The organism is Achromobacter anxifer, from assembly GCF_903652925.1.
Lineage (GTDB): Bacteria > Pseudomonadota > Gammaproteobacteria > Burkholderiales > Burkholderiaceae_B > Achromobacter > Achromobacter anxifer.
The window spans coordinates 196,572-215,230 of sequence record NZ_CAHLAR010000009.1 but is presented as its reverse complement, the minus strand read 5'-3'; the positions used below and the strand labels follow the sequence as shown (position 1 = coordinate 215,230).

14 protein-coding genes and 1 tRNA gene are annotated in these 18,659 nt (G+C 68.1%); 10 read left to right on the top strand and 5 right to left on the bottom strand.

The genetic code is table 11. The features are described 5' to 3' along the window. Positions 1-103 precede the first annotated feature (103 nt). Positions 104-1,786 carry a thiamine pyrophosphate-binding protein gene (locus tag HWY37_RS25485; protein WP_175206691.1) on the bottom strand — a complete coding sequence of 561 codons (1,683 nt, stop codon included), beginning with the start codon at positions 1,784-1,786 and terminating at the stop codon, positions 104-106. A gap of 184 nt (positions 1,787-1,970) precedes the next feature. Between HWY37_RS25485 and HWY37_RS25480 the strand changes: the two genes are divergently transcribed. The 4 genes from HWY37_RS25480 to HWY37_RS25465 all read left to right on the top strand — a co-directional run bounded on the left by HWY37_RS25480 (position 1,971) and on the right by HWY37_RS25465 (position 5,115). After that, positions 1,971-2,876, top strand: a complete 906-nt coding sequence (locus tag HWY37_RS25480) for a LysR substrate-binding domain-containing protein (protein WP_175206608.1) — start codon at positions 1,971-1,973, stop codon at positions 2,874-2,876. A 15-nt stretch (positions 2,877-2,891) separates the two neighbouring features. After that, a complete protein-coding gene (gene xerD, locus HWY37_RS25475) occupies positions 2,892-3,875 on the top strand; it encodes a site-specific tyrosine recombinase XerD (protein ID WP_175206607.1) in 984 nt (327 codons plus the stop codon). 38 nt (positions 3,876-3,913) lie between these two features. Continuing rightward, positions 3,914-4,402: a Cys-tRNA(Pro) deacylase gene (gene ybaK, locus HWY37_RS25470; RefSeq protein ID WP_175206606.1), complete on the top strand. Its 489-nt coding sequence runs from the start codon at positions 3,914-3,916 to the stop codon at positions 4,400-4,402. Positions 4,403-4,536: 134 nt separating this feature from the next. After that, positions 4,537-5,115 (top strand): DJ-1/PfpI family protein, encoded by a 579-nt coding sequence (locus HWY37_RS25465; protein WP_013395630.1) that lies wholly within the window; start codon positions 4,537-4,539, stop codon positions 5,113-5,115. A gap of 151 nt (positions 5,116-5,266) precedes the next feature. Here HWY37_RS25465 and adhP read toward each other — a convergent pair whose 3' ends face one another. Then, positions 5,267-6,292: an alcohol dehydrogenase AdhP gene (gene adhP, locus HWY37_RS25460; RefSeq protein WP_176090136.1), complete on the bottom strand. Its 1,026-nt coding sequence runs from the start codon at positions 6,290-6,292 to the stop codon at positions 5,267-5,269. 235 nt (positions 6,293-6,527) lie between these two features. Here adhP and HWY37_RS25455 point away from each other — a divergent pair, with 235 nt between their 5' ends. Next, the gene (locus tag HWY37_RS25455) at positions 6,528-6,914 is read left to right on the top strand and encodes a ribbon-helix-helix domain-containing protein (protein ID WP_175206604.1); all 387 of its coding nucleotides are present in this window, start codon (positions 6,528-6,530) and stop codon (positions 6,912-6,914) included. Positions 6,915-7,005: 91 nt separating this feature from the next. On the opposite strand, the gene pbpG is transcribed toward HWY37_RS25455, so the two are convergent. Together pbpG and HWY37_RS25445 are read right to left on the bottom strand one after the other, a co-directional pair. Continuing rightward, positions 7,006-8,202, bottom strand: coding sequence for a D-alanyl-D-alanine endopeptidase (pbpG, locus tag HWY37_RS25450; RefSeq protein WP_246302403.1), 1,197 nt, complete (start codon positions 8,200-8,202; stop codon positions 7,006-7,008). A 377-nt stretch (positions 8,203-8,579) separates the two neighbouring features. Next, positions 8,580-8,654, bottom strand: a tRNA-Arg gene (locus HWY37_RS25445). Between the two features lie 311 nt (positions 8,655-8,965). Between HWY37_RS25445 and HWY37_RS25440 the strand changes: the two genes are divergently transcribed. The 4 genes from HWY37_RS25440 to HWY37_RS25425 all read left to right on the top strand — a co-directional run bounded on the left by HWY37_RS25440 (position 8,966) and on the right by HWY37_RS25425 (position 16,552). Further along, positions 8,966-10,165 (top strand): MFS transporter, encoded by a 1,200-nt coding sequence (locus tag HWY37_RS25440; protein WP_176090135.1) that lies wholly within the window; start codon positions 8,966-8,968, stop codon positions 10,163-10,165. 23 nt (positions 10,166-10,188) lie between these two features. Next, positions 10,189-10,353 carry a hypothetical protein gene (locus HWY37_RS25435; RefSeq protein WP_175206564.1) on the top strand — a complete coding sequence of 55 codons (165 nt, stop codon included), beginning with the start codon at positions 10,189-10,191 and terminating at the stop codon, positions 10,351-10,353. 88 nt (positions 10,354-10,441) lie between these two features. Further along, positions 10,442-13,105, top strand: coding sequence for a PD-(D/E)XK nuclease family protein (locus HWY37_RS25430; RefSeq protein ID WP_176090134.1), 2,664 nt, complete (start codon positions 10,442-10,444; stop codon positions 13,103-13,105). Positions 13,106-13,108: 3 nt separating this feature from the next. Continuing rightward, positions 13,109-16,552: a UvrD-helicase domain-containing protein gene (locus HWY37_RS25425; RefSeq protein WP_176090133.1), complete on the top strand. Its 3,444-nt coding sequence runs from the start codon at positions 13,109-13,111 to the stop codon at positions 16,550-16,552. Positions 16,553-16,612: 60 nt separating this feature from the next. Here the strand turns inward: HWY37_RS25425 and HWY37_RS25420 are convergent, their stop codons facing one another. Then, positions 16,613-17,407: an IclR family transcriptional regulator gene (locus HWY37_RS25420; RefSeq protein ID WP_176090132.1), complete on the bottom strand. Its 795-nt coding sequence runs from the start codon at positions 17,405-17,407 to the stop codon at positions 16,613-16,615. Between the two features lie 146 nt (positions 17,408-17,553). Here HWY37_RS25420 and HWY37_RS25415 point away from each other — a divergent pair, with 146 nt between their 5' ends. After that, positions 17,554-18,633, top strand: coding sequence for an ABC transporter ATP-binding protein (locus tag HWY37_RS25415; protein WP_176090131.1), 1,080 nt, complete (start codon positions 17,554-17,556; stop codon positions 18,631-18,633). The last annotated feature ends 26 nt before the right edge of the window (positions 18,634-18,659 follow it).

Here is an 18,659-nt window from a genome sequence, read left to right as displayed (position 1 = left end):
CGCTATGGATTTCGGAATGCTAGAAAGTTTAAACCTAAAATAATTCGGGCGGCAAGCGGCGAATGGAACGGCCGGCGCGGGGCGCCGCCGTTCCGTCTCGCCGTCAGTGCTGCGCCTTGAGCGCTGCGTCGCGGATCTTTTCCAGGGTCGTGCCCGGGGTGATGGTTTCCGGATCGATGAAGCAGTGCAGAATGGCCGGCTTGCCGCTGGCCAGGGCGCGTTCGAAGGCCGGGCCGAATTGCTCGGTGGTCTCGACGCGTTCGCCGTGGCCGCCAAAGGCGCGCGCGTAGTCGGCGAAATCCGGATTCTTCAGCTCGGTCGCGGAAATGCGGCCGGGGTAGTGCTTTTCCTGGTGCATGCGGATCGTGCCGTACATGCCGTTGTCCACCAGCACCACGATGATGGGCAGGTCGTACTGCACCGCGGTCGCGAATTCCTGACCGTGCATCAGGAAGCAGCCGTCGCCGGCGAAGCAGACCACGGTCTTGTCCGGCGATACGCGCTTGGCGCCCACGGCGGCGGGCAGGCCGTAGCCCATGGAGCCCGAAGTGGGGGCCAATTGCGTGCCGTAGCGGGTGAAGCGATGGAAGCGGTGCAGCCAGGTGGCGTAGTTGCCGGCGCCGTTGGTCATGATGGCGTCGGCCGGCAGGGTCTTTTCCAGGTAGGCCATGACCTGGCCCATCTGCAGCGCGCCCGGCGTCGTGATGGCGCTGGGGTCGCTCCACTTCAGGTACGACTCGCGCATCGCCTGCGTGCCCGCGGCCCAGGCGGGCTGGGCCGGCGCCTTCAGCCCGGCCAGCGCTTGCGCGAAGGCGGCGGGCGAGGTGTTGATGGCCAGGGTGGGGCGGTAGACGCGCGCCAGTTCGGCGGAATCGGGATGCACGTGCACCAGCTTCTGCTTGGGCACCGGGATGTCCAGCAGGGTGTAGGCCTGGCTGGGGTTTTCCGACATGCGGCCGCCCACCAGCAGGATCAGGTCCGCATCGGCGACACGCTTGAGCAGCGCTGGGTTGATACCCAGGCCCACGTCGCCGATGAAGCAGGGGTGGTCGGCCGGGAACAGCATCTGGCGGCGGAAGGACACGGCCGTGGGCAGCGCGTGGCGCTGCGCGAAATCGGCGAACTGCTGGACCGCGCGGGCATCCCAGCGGGTGCCGCCCAGGATGGCGACCGGGTTCTTGGCCTCGGCCAGCAGCTTTTCCAGGTCGGCCAGCTGGCCGGCCGTGGGCGCGGAATCGATGGCTTCATAACGCGGCGCGTCGGCCACCTTGGCGGCTTCGACCAGCATGTCTTCGGGCAGGGCGATCACGACCGGGCCGGGACGGCCCGAGGTGGCGATATGGAAGGCGCGCGAAACCAGTTCGGGGATGCGTTCGACCTGGTCGATCTCGGTGACCCACTTGGCCTGCGTGCCGAACACGGCGCGGTAGTCCATTTCCTGGAAGGCTTCGCGTTCGCGCATGCCGCGCTCGATCTGGCCGACGAAGAGGATCAGGGGAGTGGAGTCCTGCTTGGCGATGTGCACGCCGGCCAGCGCGTTGGACGCGCCCGGGCCGCGGGTCACCATGCAGATGCCGGGCTCGCCGGTCAGCTTGCCGTGGGCGTCGGCCATCATGGCCGCGCCGCCTTCCTGGCGGCACACCGTGACCTTGATATCCGCATCGTGCAGGCCGTCCAGCACCGCCAGATAGCTTTCGCCGGGAACGCAGAAAACGTGTTTGACACCCTGCGCAACCAACTGGTCGACCAGGATGTGTCCGCCGAGACGGGATTCTTGCTGGGACATGGGGGTGGTAGTCATGATGAGCCGAGATTAGGACATCCGAGCATAATGTTCCTTGATCGCACAAGGCAATTGATAAAATTGCACAATCTATTGACCCACCGGCACGACCTGTCATGTTGCGCCGCGGCAAGCGCCACGCCCCTGAAGGCGGCGCCGCCCGGCCGGCAGTACCGGTTCCCGCTCCATGAGAAACGGCATCCCCAACCTGAGCGCCCTGCAGGCGTTTGAAGCTTCGGCCCGCCTGGGCAGCTTTTCCCGCGCGGCCGAGGAACTGTCCCTGACCCACAGCGCGGTCTACCGGCAGGTGGCCAGCCTGGAGGCGCGCCTGGGCGTGCAGCTGTTCACGCGGGTGCGCCGGCGCATCGTGCTGACCGACCACGGGGCGGAATACGCCGGCCGCATCCGCCACCACCTGGACCAGATCGAAAAGGACACCTTTGGCCTGGTCAGCCGCACCGGCATGGGCCGCAGCATCCACATTGCCGTGGTGCCCACGCTGGCGACCACCTGGTTGATACCGCGCCTGGCGGACTTCCAGCGGGAACATGGCGACATCACGGTCAGCCTGTCGGTGCGCACGCTGCCGTTCCAGTTCAAGGACCAGCCCTTCGATGGCGCGCTGTATCACGGCGACGGATTGTGGCCCGGCACCCAGGGCGTGTTGCTGTTCCCCGAGCGTGAACTGGTGCCGGTATGCGCGCCGGAGTTGGCCAGGCGCACGCCGGATCCCGGCGTTAGCGCGCTGTCCGGCATGACGCACCTGCACCTGGCCTCGCGCCCGGACGCCTGGCGCCAGTGGTACGGCGCCAACAGCCATCTGTACGGTCCGCAGGCCGCGGGCGGGCCGCGCTACGAACTCTTCACCATGGTGATGGCCGCCGTGCAGGCCGGGCTGGGCGTGGGGCTGATGCCGCGCTTCCTGGCCCAGCCCGCGCTGGACCAGGGCACGCTGGTGATGCCCGTGCCGCAGTCGCTGGCGGTCAGCCAGGGCTATTACTTCGGCTATCCGCTGCGCAGCGAGCGCTCCGAGGCCTTGAAGCTGTTCGAGAGCTGGCTGAAGTCGGCCGCCGCGGGCGTGGGCGAACGCTGAGCCGTAGAATCAGGCATGCCCGCAACCCGCCCGCCGCTTGAATCCCAGGCCGATATCGACGCCTTCATCGACGCCGTCTGGCTCGAGGACGGCCTCTCGGCCAACACCCTGGCCGCCTACCGGCGCGACCTGACCGGCTTCGCCCGCTGGCTGGAAGACCCGGAAGCCTATGCGCGCGAGATGGCCGACCGCCATGGCGACGCCGCGCAGGCGCAGGCGCTGCCCGCCGGACCCGCCAAGCCCTTGCGCGACGCCGGCAAGGCCGACATCGAAGCCTGGTTCGCCTTCCGCCACGAAGAAACCCGCGCCACCACCGCCAACCGCCGGCTGGCCGCGCTGCGCCGTTTCTATGCCTGGGCCCTGCGAGAACATCGCGCCGAACGCGATCCCTGCCTGACCCTGATCGCCGCCAAGCAGCCGCCGCGCATGCCCAAGACCCTGTCCGAGCAGCAGGTGGACGCGTTGTTGCGGGCGCCGGATCTGGAGCAGGCCCGCGGCCTGCGCGACCGCGCCATGCTGGAAACGCTGTACGCCACCGGCCTGCGCGTGTCCGAACTGGTGGGCGTGCGCACGCTGGACGTGAGCCTGAACGAAGGCGTGGTGCGCGTGGTGCTGGGCAAGGGCGGCAAGGACCGGCTGGTGCCGCTGGGCGCGGAGGCCGCGCACTGGATCGACCGCTATCTGAAGACCGGGCGGCCGGAGCTGGCGGCGGGCCGCGTGAGCGACGCGCTTTTCATCACCGGCCGCGCCGAAGCCATGTCGCGCCAGGCCTTCTGGCAGCTGGTGAAGAAGTACGCCGTGCTGGCCGACGTGCACGCGCCGCTGTCGCCGCACGTGTTGCGGCACGCCTTCGCCACGCACTTGCTGAACCATGGCGCCGACCTGCGCGTGGTGCAGATGCTGCTGGGCCACGCCGACATCTCCACCACGCAGATCTACACGCACGTCGCGCGCGAACGCCTGAAGGCGCTGCACGCGGCGCATCATCCGCGCGGCTAAGCCGCGCCGTCTCCATTCATCTCCGATCACGCATTCCCATGAGCAAAGCCCGCCACGTTTCCGAAACGCCCGCCACCCAGTTCCTCAAGCAGAACAAGGTGGCCTACACGGAACACACATACGAGTACGTCGACCACGGCGGCGCGGGCGAAGCCGCGCGCCAACTGGGGCTGGACCCCCATGCGGTGGTGAAGACGCTGGTGATGGAGGACGAGTCCGCCAAGCCGCTGATCGTGGTCATGCATGGCGACCGCGAAGTCTCCACCAAGAACCTGGCGCGCCAGGCAGGGCTGAAGCGGGTCGAGCCCTGCAAGCCCGAGGTGGCGCAGCGCCACTCGGGCTACCAGGTGGGCGGCACCTCGCCCTTCGGCACGCGCAAGAAAATGCCGGTGTGGGTCGAGGCCGAGGTGCTGGACTATCCGGTGGTCTACATCAACGGCGGGCGGCGCGGATATCTGATCGGCATCGACCCCAAGGTGCTGGTCACGCTGCTGGGCGCCAAGGGCGTGTCGGTCGCGCTGGAGTAGGGGGCTCGCGCGGGCGTGGTATCCCCATACCACCTCCCGGGCCGAAGGCGGCGCCACAATAGGGGCGCAGATCAAGAACCGGAGCCCGGCCACGGGCGCTGAACCGGCTTTCCGCCATCCCCTAGGAGACGAACATGAGCAAGCGACTGTTGATGCTGGTCGGCGACTACGCCGAAGACTACGAGACCATGGTGCCGTACCAGACCCTGCTGACGGTGGGGCACACGGTGCACGCGGTATGCCCGGACAAGAAGGCCGGCGACACCATCGCCACCGCCATCCATGACTTCGAGGGCGCGCAGACCTATACCGAGAAGCGCGGCCACAATTTCGCGCTGAACTTCGACTTCGACCGCGTCGAGCCCTCGTCCTACGACGGCCTGGTGATTCCGGGCGGACGCGCGCCGGAATACCTGCGCTTGAACGAAAAGGTGCTGGACATCGTGCGCGCCTTCGACAAGGCGGGCAAGCCGATCGCGGCGGTCTGCCATGGCGCGCAACTGCTTGCGGCCGCGGGCATCCTGAAGGGGCGCACCTGCTCCGCCTATCCGGCCTGCGCGCCGGAAGTCCGGCTGGCGGGCGGCACCTATGCCGAGATCGGCATCGACCAGGCCTACACCGATGGCAATCTGGTGACGGCGCCGGCCTGGCCCGCGCATCCGGCCTGGATGTCGCAGTTCCTGGCGGTGCTGGGCACGAAGATCACGCCCTGATCCTTCCGCGTCAATAAGAGCCGCGACGCTGCGCGCGCTTGTTGTGCCCTCACGGAGGTTTGTTCCCCCTGGACGGGCCTCTGCGGCAAGAAAAAAGCGCCTGGGGCGGCAGTCATGCCGCCCCAGGCGCTTTGCCGTTGCTGACTGCCGATCAGGCGAAATCGAGCACGATGCGGCCTTCGATCTGGCCGCGGCGCATGCGGTCGAACACGTCGTTGATGTTCTCCAGGCTTTCGGTGGCCACGGTGGCGTGGACCTTGCCCTCTTCGGCGAATTGCAGCGATTCCTGCAGGTCCAGGCGCGAGCCGACGATGGAGCCGCGCACGGTGACGCCGTTGAGCACCATGTCGAAGATCGACAAGGGGAAATCACCCGGCGGCAGCCCGTTGAGCGCCACGGTGCCGCCGCGTCGCACCATGCCCAGCGCCTGCTCGAAGGCCTTGGGCGATACCGCCGTGATCAGTGCGCCGTGCGCGCCGCCGATCTCGCGCTTGAGATACGCGGCGGGATCGGCGGTCTTGGCGTTGACCGTGACTTCCGCGCCCAGGCGGCGGGCGAAGTCCAGCTTGGCGTCGTCGATGTCCACCGCGGCCACGTTCAGCCCCATGGCCTTGGCGTACTGCACGGCCATGTGGCCCAGTCCGCCGATGCCGGAGATCACGACCCAGTTGCCGGGTCGGGTATCCGTCATCTTCAGGCCCTTGTAGACGGTGACGCCGGCGCACAGCACGGGCGCGACCTCGACGAAGCCGACATTCTTGGGCAGCAGGCCCACATAGTTGGCGTCGGCCAGTGCGTATTCGGCGAAGCCGCCGTTCACGGAGTAGCCGGCGTTCTTCTGTTGTTCGCACAGCGTTTCCCAGCCGCCCAGGCAGTGCTCGCAGTGGCCGCAGGCCGAGTACAGCCAGGGGATGCCCACGCGGTCGCCTTCCTTCACATGGGTGACGCCCGCACCCACCGCCACGACGTGGCCTACGCCTTCGTGGCCGGGAATGAAGGGCGGGTTGGGCTTGACGGGCCAGTCGCCTTCGACCGCGTGCAGGTCCGTATGGCACACGCCGCAGGCCTCGATCTTCACCAGCAATTCGCCCGGACCCGGGCGCGGCACCGCGACTTCTTCGATTGCCAGGGGCTTGCCGAATGCTCGTGCAACCGCTGCTTTCATGGTTTTATCCATCACTGCCTCCGAAGTCTGATCAAGATTCTTATGCTCGAACGCGGACGCTTTCCCGACCATGATTTATATCAACCCAGGTGGCCTCGGGCCGACGCCAGAAACGTGTGGTTGCAGAAAGCAGGCGGCGTCCGCTGTTGCGCTGCGCCTTGCCGGGGGCGAGGCTGACGGCTTACAGTGGCCGCTATAGACGTCTCGGCCCGGGCGTAATGTCCGGCTTCGAGTTCCAGGAGTTCCCATGTGTGAAATCTTCATCCGCGCCAGCGAACAGTCCTACACGCCCGAAACGCGTTCCCTGCGGCTGCACGGCGTGGCCACCAGCCTGCGGCTCGAAAGGCTGTTCTGGCAGGTGCTGGAGGAAATCGCCGGCCGTGACGGCATGCGCGTGACGCAGCTGATCGAACGTTTGTATGACGAACTGATCGAGTATCGCGGCGAGGCCGCGAATTTCACGTCCTTCCTGCGCGTCTGCTGCCTGCGCTACCAGCTGCTGCAGGCGGAAGGCCGAATCCCGCTGGACGCGGCCGTGCCGATCCGCTCGCTCAATCCCCAGGCCGTCCTGGAAGGCCTGCCGCCCACGTTGTACGACGCCCAGCCCCTGCGTCCCAAGCGCAAGGCCGCATAAGTCCGCGCCACGCCACCCAGGCGGCGGCGCAAAAGCAAAGGGCCCGAAATGTTCGGGCCCTTTGTTCGTTGCCGCGCGTTGCGTCCGGCGTTCAGCCGCCGGATTGGGCCGACGCCATCGCCACTTCGCTTTGCACGATGCGGCGGATGCGCACGGCATCGCCGATGCGCGACAGCTTGCCTTGCGAATCCAGCAGCACGATGGCCAGGTCGCGGCCGTTGATGCGGGCCAGCATGACCAGGCATTCGCCTGCTTCGTTGATGTAGCCGGTCTTGGACACCTTGATGTCCCAGTCGGGCTTGCGCACCAGCAGGTTGGTATTGCGGAAGGTCTGCGTGCGGTTGTTGATCTCGACGTCGTACTCGGTGTCGGTGGAATAGCGGTGGATCAGCGGGCGCTGGGAAGCGGCGCGCAGCAGGCGGGCCAGGTCATGCGGCGACGAGACGTTGTCGCTGGACAGGCCGGTGGGTTCGATGAAGCGGGTGCTGGTCATGCCCAGCGCCTGCGCCTTGGCGTTCATGGCGGCCACGAAGGCGGGCAGGCCGCCGGGATAGTGGCGGCCCAGCGCGTTGGCGGCGCGGTTCTCGGAGGACATCAGCGCCAGGTGCAACATGTCGCCGCGCGACAGCTTGGTGCCCACGCGCAGGCGCGAGGTGGTGTGCTTGAGGCCGTCGACGTCTTCGTCGGTGATCTCCAGCATTTCGTTCATGGGCAGGTTGGCGTCTACCACCACGACGGCGGTCATCAGCTTCGAGATGGACGCGATGGGACGCACCACGTTTTCGTTCTTGGCGAAGATGACCGTGGAGGTTTCCAGGTCCTGCACGTAGGCGGTGGTGGAACGCAGGGCAGCGGCCTCGGCCCGCACCGAGGTGGCGGGCGGCGGCATGGCGGCCGAGCCTGCGGCGGCGGCCGCTGCCGTGCGTTGCGCGCGCGACGGCTTGTTCGGCTTGCCATTCTTGCCGGCGGCGCCCTTCTTGGGCGGCGTGCCCTTGGCGGCGACCTGCTTGCCGCCCTTGGGAGGCGCGGCCTTCTTGCCGGCGGTGGATTTGGGGGGAGCCTTCTTGGCGGCGGGGGCGGCCTGCTTGGCGGCCGCGCTCTTGCCGGAGCCGGCTTTGGCGGCCGGGGGTTTCTTGGCTTGTTGCGCCTTGCAGGCCGCCGACTTGGCGTTGGTCTTGCAAGGGTCTGAATTCTTCGCGGCTTGCGCGGCGGGGGGCAGGAGCGCGCACACCGCCAGCGCCACAGGCGCTATCGCGTTCGCAATCGCACGTTTCCAGGAAAATGCCATGGTTTGAGCTGGCTTGTCAGTCTGTGAAGAAATGTTTCTTAAGCCGGCGTTTCGTCGGGTCAGAAAAAATCCAGATGAATTAGAGGCTTACGCGTCGAATTTAAACAGCAATTTCAAGTTGCGCGCAAGACGATTCGCTATCATCGTCGAAAAAAATAAGAGTGACGTATTGACGTAGCTTCAATTCGTCACAAGACAAGTCCGAGAAACTAACGGCACGCCGCGCGTGAGCGTAGCCCGGATTAACCCTCATCCTGCTGAATATGAGACTTTTGCGTCCATGCCGCCCACGGCAAAACGCCCCCATGAGGGAGGTAATCGCGTCAAGCGGACGGGGAGTCTGGAGGAGAGGAGAACGCCGGAACCGACGTTGGAGGTGGCCTCGCCGGGTGGAATCGAACCACCAATTGACCCTTAGGAGGGGCCGGTTATATCCATTTAACTACGGCGAGACTATTCCGGATCAGGCGGCAGGGGCAGAAAAAATGCCGTGACTGCTTTCTAAGGCCTTGATATCGCTGCGAATCTTCCGGGCCTGAGTTTATCACTGGCGGTCCGGGCTTCGGCGCAGGACGCAAGTCTATCAGCAGGCGGCGCGAGTCCCAAATCAGAAGGGCGCGCAGCCCGGGGTTCCGGACCCGGCCTCCGGCATGGCTATTGCCGGGCCGCGCAGGCTATTTGTATATGATGTCCGAGTCCCGCGCCAAGCGCCGGACCGCCCCGAGGAGGGGGCGGCGAACCAAAACAACGAAAAACGGGTTTCATGTCTAACCAAACCGAAACGAATTTCATACGTACCCTGATCGTGGGCACGCTGGTGGTGCTGCTCGCGATGGGCGTGCGCGCCACTTTCGGGCTCTTCATGCAGCCGATGGGGCTGGCGCAGGGCTGGGGGCGCGAGGTGTTCTCGATGGCCTTCGCGCTGCAGAACCTGGTGTGGGGCGTGGCCTGTATCTTCATGGGCATCCTGGCCGACCGCTACGGCTCGGGCCGCACCATTGCGTTGGGCGCGCTGCTGTACATGCTGGGCATGATAGGCACGCGCTTCGCCACCGACGAAACCATGCTCTACCTGACGGCCGGCGTGCTGGTCGGGCTGGGCCAGGCCGGCACGACCTTTCCGGTGATCCTGCCCGTGGTGGCGCGCGCCGTGCCGCCGGCTTACCGCAGCACGGCCATGGGCATCGCCAGCGCCGGCGGTTCGCTGGGCCAGTTCGCGGTGGTGCCCACCGGTCAGGCGCTGATTACCGGCCTGGATTGGCCGGGCGCGCTGTGGGTGCTGTCGCTGTTCGTCGCTTGCGGCGCGCCGCTGGCCTATTTCCTGCGCGGACGTCCGCAGGCCCACACCGGGCCGCAGCAATCGCTGGCCTCGGCGGTCAAGCAGGCGGTGCGCCATCCCTCGTTCCACTTCCTGTTCTGGAGCTACTTCGTCTGCGGCTTCCATACCGCCTTCATCACGCTGCACCTGCCGGCCTACGTGACCGACGGCGGCCTGACCGCGGGGCAGGGCGCCACCGCCATCGCGCTGATCGGCCTGTTCAACGTGTTCGGTTCGTTCTACGCAGGCAAGCTGGGCGGCAAGTACAGCAAGAAGCGTCTTCTGGCCGTGGTGTACGGCATGCGCGCCTTCGGCATTCTGTTGCTGCTGTGGATGCCGCTGTCGCCATGGGTGCTGTACGTCTTTGCGGCGTGGATGGGCCTGTTCTGGCTGGGCACCGTGCCGTTGACGCAGGGCCTGATCGGCCAGATCTACGGCCTGCGCTACGCGGCCACCTTGTCCGGCATCGTCTTCCTTGGCCATCAGCTGGGCAGTTTCATCGGCGTGTGGCTGGGCGGATACGCCTATGCCAAGACCGGCAACTATGACGCGGTCTGGTGGCTGGGCGTGGCGTTGGCGATCGTCGCCGCGCTGCTGTGCCTGCCGGTGCGCGAACAGCCGGTGGCGCAGCCGGCCGCGGCATGAGACCAGGCTTTTCAGGATCGATGATGGCATCCCCGACCCGCTCCGCGCCCGCCGCCCGCCGCCACCGCGGCTGGCGCGCCGCGGGCGTGCTGGCGCTGGTCGCCGTCCTGGGCCTGGCGTTCTGGGGCTACACCACGCCGGAAATGCAGATCCACTGGGAAAACCTGGCCGCGCTCTGCGGCTTCTAGGCGCGTTTTCCGTTCTGCCTCGCGGTATCCTACGGCGGTATTTCTTCCATCATTGCGCCCCGCCTCCAGGCGGGCGCCGCGGGTGCCCATGCAGGACTCATCGCTTTCCTATCCCGATCTATCGCTGCCGGACATCGGCGGCATGCCCGCCGCCGACACGCTGGTGCTGACGGTGAACAACCGCCTGTCGCGCCGTCTCACGCTGGAGCTGGCCGGACTGCTGCGCCAGGAACGCCAGGTCAGCGAATTGCCGCGCATCCTGCCGCTGTCCGCGTGGCTGGCCGATGCCGCCAACGAGCTCGCGTTCGAGACCGATGACGACGTGCCCGCCTACCGGCTGGACAGCTTCGCCACGCAGCTGGTGTGGACCGAGGCGATCCGCGCGGAAGAGGCCGAGCGCGTCCTGCTGGACGCGAGCCAGGCCGCGCGCTTGTCCATGGACGCGGACCTGCTCATGGATGAATGGGCGCTGCAGGTGCCGTCGGGCGCGGATACCGATGAATACCGCGGCTTCGCGAAATGGCGCGCGCGCTACCGCCAGGCGCTGGCGGGCATCGACGCCGAGGACGCGAACCAGGGTTACGCGCGCGTGCTGCGGGCCCTGGAGCAGGGGCGCCTGGCGATCCCGCAACAGCTGGTGCTGGCGGGATTCACGGACATGTCGCCGCGGTTTCGCCGCTTGCTGCGCGCCTTTGAAGAGCAGGGCGCCGTTATTGCGCAATGGCGCGACGCCCAGCGCACCGAGACGGCGGCGAGCCGCTACGAGGCCGCGGACCAGGGCGCGGAATGGCGCGCCGCGGCAGCCTGGGCGGCCGAGCGCCTGAAGGCGCATCCGCATGGCCGCTATGCCATCGTTTCGCCGCAACTGGAGGCGGAATCGCCTTTCGCGCGGCGCGTGCTGAGCCAGGCCCTGGCCGGGCGCAACGGCGAGCCCGCATATGCCTTCAACGTGGCGGTGGGCCGGCCGCTGAACGAATGGCCCATGGCGCGGGCCGCGCTGGCCTGGCTGCGCGCCCTGGCCGAATGCGCGCCGGGCAAGGGCTGCGGCGTCGAGGTGCTGGGCGCGGCGCTGTCGGGCGGGCATTGCGCCGGCGACGTGCGCGACCGCGCGCGGCTGGCTTCGATCGATGCGCGCTGGCGGCGCCAGGCGCAGCTGCATGTCAGCCCGCAGGACTGGCGCAAGCTGCTGGCGGATCTGCCGCTGCTGGCGCCGGCCTGGAACCAGGCCATGGAAATCTGGACGCAGGGCGGCCGCCAGGCCACCTGCGACGTCTGGATGCTGCGCATGAAGGCCGCGCTGATGGCGCTGGGCTTTCCCGGAGAGGGCGTGCTGGACAGCGTCGGCTATCAGGTCATGGGCGCGTTGGGCGATGCGCTGGGCAGCTTCTCGGCGCTGGCGCCGGCCGCCGGCCGGCTGGGCGGCGTGGCTGCGGTGAACCTGCTGGAAAGCGTGGCGCGTTCCGCGTCCTTCCAGCCGCAACGCGACCCGCTGGCGCGCCTGGACGTGCTGGGCTTGCTGGAGGCCGAAGGGGGCTACTGGGACGGCGTCTGGATGTTGGGCCTGACCGACGACGTGCTGCCCGCGTCGCCCAAGCCCAATCCGCTGTTGCCGCTGGCGGTGCTGCGCCAGGCCAAGGCGCCGCGCGCCACGCCGGAGCGCGAACGCGAATGGGCCGAAGGCATGTACGCCGCGCTGTGCCGCTGCGCGCCCGAGATCATCGTCAGCCATGCGCACATGGACGGCGAGCGCGAGTTGCGCCCCTCGCCGCTGATCGCGGCCGCAACGCTCACTGACTGGAAGCCCGCCGCGATGGAAACGCTGGAGGCCTTGCCGCAGGAAGCGCTGGACGACACGCAAGGGCCGCCCCTGGCGGCCGGCAACCGTGGCGGCGGCGGCCTGGACGTGCTGGACACGCAGGCGCGCAATCCGCTGTGGGCCTTCGTGCGGCACAGGCTGGGCGGGCGCGAGATGGCGCCCTACGCCGATGCGGCCACCGTGAACGTGCGCGGCCAGTTCCTGCACAAGGCGCTGGAACTGGTGTGGGGCATGATGCCGGACCAGGACGCGCTGCATGAGGTCATGGCCACGGGCCGCCTGCCCGCCCTGCTGGAGCAGGCGGTGGCGCAGGCCGCGGACGAAGAGTTGAAGGACTACGCCCCGGCTTTGCGCGCGCTGGAATGCCAGCGCGCGCAGGCCGTGCTGGCGTCGTGGCTGGACATGGAGGCGGAACGCCTGCCCTTCGCCGTGGCGCAGGTGGAAAAGAACCACCAGTGGCAGCGCGGCGCGCTCAACCTGAAATTGCGCCTGGACCGCATCGACACGCTGGGCGATGGCCGCAACGTCATCGTCGACTACAAGACCGGCGTGGCGGCGGCCAAGCCCGAGCCGGACTGGTCGCGCAACCGGCCCGTGAACGTGCAGCTGCCGTTCTATGCCTCGGTGCTGGCGGACGCCGCGGGCGGCGAAGTGGCCGGCCTGGTGCTGGCGCAGATCCACGCGCGGCAGGTTGCCGCGCAAGGCCTGGCCGACGAGGATCTGGGCGTGCCCGGCGTCACGCTGGCCAGCGACAGCAAGTACTTCGACGGCCTGTCCTGGCCGGACATACGGCAGCGCTGGCGCACGGCCATCGAAGCGCTGGCCGACGAGTACGCCGCGGGCTACGCGGCCAACGTTGCATATCGCCGCGACGACCTGAAATACTGCGATGCATTGCCGTTCCTGCGTTTGCATCTGGACGATGAGGACGCATGAGCCATGGCTGAACAAGAACGCCTGCCGCACGACCACGCCGCGCGCGCCGACGCGCTGGACCCGACCCGCTCGTTCCTGGTGCAGGCGCCGGCCGGCTCCGGCAAGACCGAACTGCTGACGGACCGCATCCTGGCGCTGCTGGCGACCGTGAACCGCCCGGAAGAAATCGTCGCCATCACCTTCACGCGCAAGGCCGCGTCGGAAATGCATGCGCGCGTGCTCAGCAAGCTGCGCCGCGGGCTGGATGCCGCGCCCGAGGCCATGCACGAACGCCGCAGCTGGGAACTGGCGCGCGCCGCGCTGGCGCGCAACGCGGAGCAGGGCTGGCATCTGCTGGAGCATCCCGCGCGCCTGGCCATCCGCACCATTGACTCGTTTTGCGCGGGCCTGGTGCGCAGCATGCCGTGGCTGTCGGAGTTGGGCGGCATGCCCGAGATCACCGACGACGCGCGCGCGCACTACGAAGCCGCCGCGCGCGCCACGCTGGACCTGGCCGACGACTACGAGGCCGTGCGCATCCTGCTCAAGCACCTGGATGTGGACGTGCAGGCGGCCAAGGACGCCATCGCCGACATGCTGGGGCAGCGCGACCAATGGCTGCCGCTGCTGCGCCACGGCTCAGACCGCGCCGGCATGGAAGCCATGCTGGCCGAGGCCATAGGCGAAGACCTGGACGAGCTCAGCGAGGCCATGCCCTATGGCTGGGCCGAGGCCTTGAGCGGGCCGGCGCGCCTGGCTGCCGCCAGCCTGCAGGACGGGGAAGCGGAAAGCAAGCTGCTGGCGCTGCGGGACTGGACGGAAGAGCTGCCGCCGGATGCTGAATTCCTGGACCAATGGCAGGCCGTGGCGCACCTGCTGCTGACGGGTACCGGTTCCTTGCGCAAGACCGTCAACAAGAACCTGGGCTTTCCGGCCAAGTGCGCGCACAAGGAGCCGTTCGTGGCCTGGCTGGAGGCCGCCGACGCCGATGCCGCCTGGGTGCGCCGCCTGCACGCCGTGCGCGACGTGCCCGCGCCGCATTTCACCGATGCGCAATGGGAAGTGCTGGGCGCGCAGCTGATGACGCTGGCGTTGGCGGTGGCGCAGCTGCGGCTGCGCTTTGCCGACACGGGCGAGGTCGATTTCATCGAGATCGCGCAGCGCGCCGCTGCCGCGCTGGGCAGCGCCGACGATCCGGGCGAACTGTTGTTGAAGCTGGACGCCTCGATCCGCCATCTGCTCATCGATGAGTTCCAGGACACCAGCCAGACCCAGCTGGACCTGCTGCGCACGCTGACCTCGGGCTGGCAGCAGGGCGATGGCCGCAGCCTGTTCCTGGTGGGCGATCCCATGCAGTCGATCTACCGTTTCCGCAAGGCGGAAGTGGGCCTGTTCCTGGAAGTCGCCGACATCGGCGTGGGCGAACTGCAGCCGGATTTCCTCAACCTGACCGACAACTTCCGCTCGCAGGCGGGCATCGTCGAATGGGTCAATCGGTCGTTCGTGCAATTGCTGCCGCGCCGCAGCGACGCGGCGGCGGGCGCCATTGCCTACAGCCCGTCCACCGCTTTTCACGAAGCCTTGCCTGAGCCCGCCGTGCGCTTCCATCCGGCCTGGTCGCGCGAAGGCGCGGCCCCGGCGGAAACGCAGGCCGAGGACATCGCGGTGGGCCTGGTGCGCCAGGCCCTGATCGACCACAAGGGCGCCAAACACCCCGTCGCGGTGCTGGTGCGGGCGCGCAGCCACCTGGGCAACCTGACCCGCCGGCTGGCGCAGGAGGGCATACGCTGCCGGGCGGTGGATCTGGTGCCGTTGGCCTTGCGGCCGGTGGTGGCGGACCTGGTGCAGCTGGTGCGGGCCTTGTCCCATCCGGGCGACCGCCTGGCGTGGCTGTCGGTTTTGCGCGCGCCGTATTGCGGCCTGACGCTGACCTCGCTGCAACGCCTGTTCGGCGACGATCACATCACCCCGGTGCCGGTGTTGCTGGAGCGCGCGCTGCGCGTTGCGCCACAGGCCGCGCCCGCCGCGCCCCCGAGCGCGCCGCAGGGCTCCTTGTTCGACGCGGCGCCGGAAGCGCCGGAGACGCCGTCCGCGCAGGCCGTGCTCGGCTCTGACGAATTCGAGCGCTTGCGCCAGGTGGCCGGCATCCTGCTCGACAAGCGCAATGCCTCGGGCGCCATGCCGTTCGCGGCCTGGGTGGAGTCGCTGTGGCGCCGCCTGGGCGGCCCTGCGTTGTACGCCGGCCTGTCCGTGGCTAACGACGCCGAAAGCCTGTTCCAGTTGATCGAGCGCCTGGCGCCGCATGGCGCCATCGACGTCGCGGCGCTGGACTCGGGCATCGCGCGGCTGTTCGCGGCGCCGGACGCGGCGGACGAAGACGAGGGCGCGGTCGAGATCATGACCATGCACAAGTCCAAGGGCCTGCAATTCGAAACCGTGATCCTGTACGGCCTGCACCGCGCGCCGCGCGGCGATCAGGCGCCGCTGGTGCGCTTCGAGCAAAGCGGCGGCCGCGTGCTGTTCGGCCCGGTCAAGCCGCGCGCCGAAACCGAGGCCGACCCCTTGTCGCGCTATCTGGGCGCGCGCGAGGCGCGCCGCGCCTCCTACGAGATCGATCGCCTGCTGTACGTGGCGGCAACGCGGGCGCGCAAGCGCCTGCATCTGGTGGGCCACGTGTCGGTGGACGAGGCCAGCGGCCAGGTCAAGACGCCGTCGTCCGCCAGCCTGCTGGGACGCTTGTGGCCTTGCCTGCAGGCGCCGGTTCCGCCATCGCTGGACGGCGAAACGCTCGTGCAGGAAGCCGACGGTCCCGAGTGGCAGGGCGAACCCTTGCGGCGGGTGGACCGCGCCGGGCTGGCGCAGCTGGCGAGCCTGGCGGACGTCTCGGTCAGTCCGGGTTTTGGCGCCGCGGCGCGCGGCGTCTGGGGCGAGGGCGGGGAACATCCGGCGTGGCAGCTGGAAGCCGGTTATGACGCCGCCATTGGCACCTTGTCGCACGCCTGGCTGGCGCGCATCGGCCAGGACGGCGCGCAGGCCTGGCCCGCACAGGCGCTGGCTGAACGCCTGCCCGCCATGCGCCGCCAGCTGACGCGCGCGGGCATACCCGCGAGCCAGGCCGACGCGGCCTCCGAGGCGGTGCTGGAAACCCTGCAGGCGACCTTGGCCGATGAGCGCGGCCTGTGGCTGCTGTCGCAATCCGGCGCGCGCCGCGAATGGCCGCTGATCGATGCCGCCGGGAAGGTGTCGGTGATCGACCTGGCGCTCAGCACCGAGGACGGCTGGCTCATCGTCGACTACAAGACCGGCAGGCCGCATCCGGGCGAGGCGCCAGACGCGTTTGCCACTCGCATGCGGCAACGCCACGGCGACCAGCTGTTGCGCTATTGCGCCCAAGTCACCGCCCTGGACGGCCGCGCCGCCCGCGCGGCGCTCTACTTCCCGCGGGCCCGCGCCTGGATCGACCTGTAGCGCGGCTCGCCGGCCCGGGCCTGGATAGACCTGAAACGCGGACCGCCAGCTCGGCGGCCGTCAGGTGAACGCGCGCACCGAATTGTTGATGCCGCGGGCGCAGTCGAACACCAGCGGACCCAGCCGCGCCAGCGCCTCTTCAAGGGTCCAGCGGCTGGTCGGCGCCACGATATGCACGGCGGCAACGGGCGTGCCGCGCTGGCCCATGATGGGCGCGGCAATCGTCATGTCGCCCAGGAACAGTTCTTCCTTGTTGTGCGCGATGCCTTCGCGCCGCGCCTGGCGGACGATCTCCATCAACCTGGCCGGATCGGTCTCGGTCCACTGCGTATGGCGCTGTAGCGGCGAGGCGTCCAGGATGGCCTGCGCGGCGTCTTCCGGCAGTGCGCCCAGATAGGCGCGGCCGCTGGCCGTGCAGTACATCGGGATGCGGCTGCCGATGGGCATGTGGATGGGAATGAACTTCGCCGCCACGACCCGGGACACGTAGACCATCTCGTGGTCCAGGGGTTCGGTCAGGTTGACGGTTTCCCCGGTGATGTTGGACAGCTCGGCCAGGAATGGGTTGGCGGCTTCGACCAGCGGGTCGGCCGCGATGTAGTTGTAGCCCAGCTCCAGCACCCGCAGCGTGGGGCTGAACTTGCGCGTCTTGGGCGATTTGCTGATGAGCCCCAGCTTTTCCAGCGTGTACACGGTGCGCTGGGCGGTGCTGACGCTGGTGCCCACGGCTTGCGCCACTTCCGACAAGGACATTGCGCTTTGCGCGCCACGGAACGCGAACAGGACTTTCAGTCCCCTCGCGAACGAGTGATTGAACATGCCATCGTCGACTTCCAGTTCGGCCTGTTCCAGCATTTTCGGCTCCTCGTTTTCCCGTATTTTGGGTGTTAATTATCGCCTAGCGGTAATACTAAATCTTCATGCGGGATTTTACTATTGCCCAAAGCATATCCGTTCCAATATTCTGCGCTCATTCATCTGTTTTGCCGGAGTGTGTGAGCATGGGGCAGGGTCAGAAAACAGCGGGGACGCCGATCCTCCAGATCCAGAACGTCAGCAAGACGTTCGGCGCGTCGGCGGCATTGAAGGGCGTCAGCCTGGATGTGCGCGAAGGCGAGTTTCTGACGCTGCTGGGCCCCAGCGGCTGCGGCAAGACCACGTTGATCCGGATCATCGCCGGCTTCGAAACGCCCACCTCCGGCGATGTGCGGATCGACGGGCAGTCGATCCTGTCCGCGCCGCCATACCGCCGTCCCCTGGGGATGGTGTTCCAGAACCTTGCCCTGTTTCCGCATCTCACCGTCGCCGAGAACATCGGCTACGGCCTGAGGATGCGCCGCGAAACGCCGGCCGCCATACGCGGCAAGGTGGAGCGCTCGCTGGCGATGGTGGGCCTGGAGGGCTACGGCGCGCGCTACATCGGCCAGATCTCCGGCGGGCAGAAGCAGCGCGTGGCGCTGGCGCGCGCCATCGTCATGGAACCGCGCGTGTTGCTGCTGGACGAGCCCCTTGGCGCCCTGGACATGAAGATCCGCCGCCAGATGCAGACCGAGTTGAAGCTGATCCAGGAAAAGCTCGGCACCACCTTCATCTTCGTGACGCACGACCAGGAAGAAGCCCTGACCATGTCGGATCGCGTCGCCGTTTTCCGCAACGGCCTGATCGACCAGGTCAGCGATCCCGCCACCATCTACGAAAAGCCGCAGACCCGCTTCGTCGCGGAGTTCGTGGGCGACACGAACTTCTTCGAAGGCGTGGTGCAGGCCGGCGCAGCGCGCGTGGACTGCGCCGAACTCGGCTGCGCCTTCGATCTGCCGGAGCCGCGCTTTGCCGCGGGCAGCGCCGTGGGCGTGTCGCTGCGCCCCCAGCACCTGAGGCTGGCGTCGGCGGCCGGCGCGCGCCTGCAGGCCCACGTGGAACGCCGCGTCTACGCCGGACAGAACACCCGCGTCTGGCTGCAGGCCGGCGCCCGCAGCCTGATCGCCGACTGGCCGGCGCAGGATGGGCTGTCACTGCCCGAACAGGGCGCAGCCGTCGGACTGACCTGGGACGACAGCCGCATTTCGGTCGTATCCCTCTAGCGCTGTTCACTCTTACTGGAGTCGCA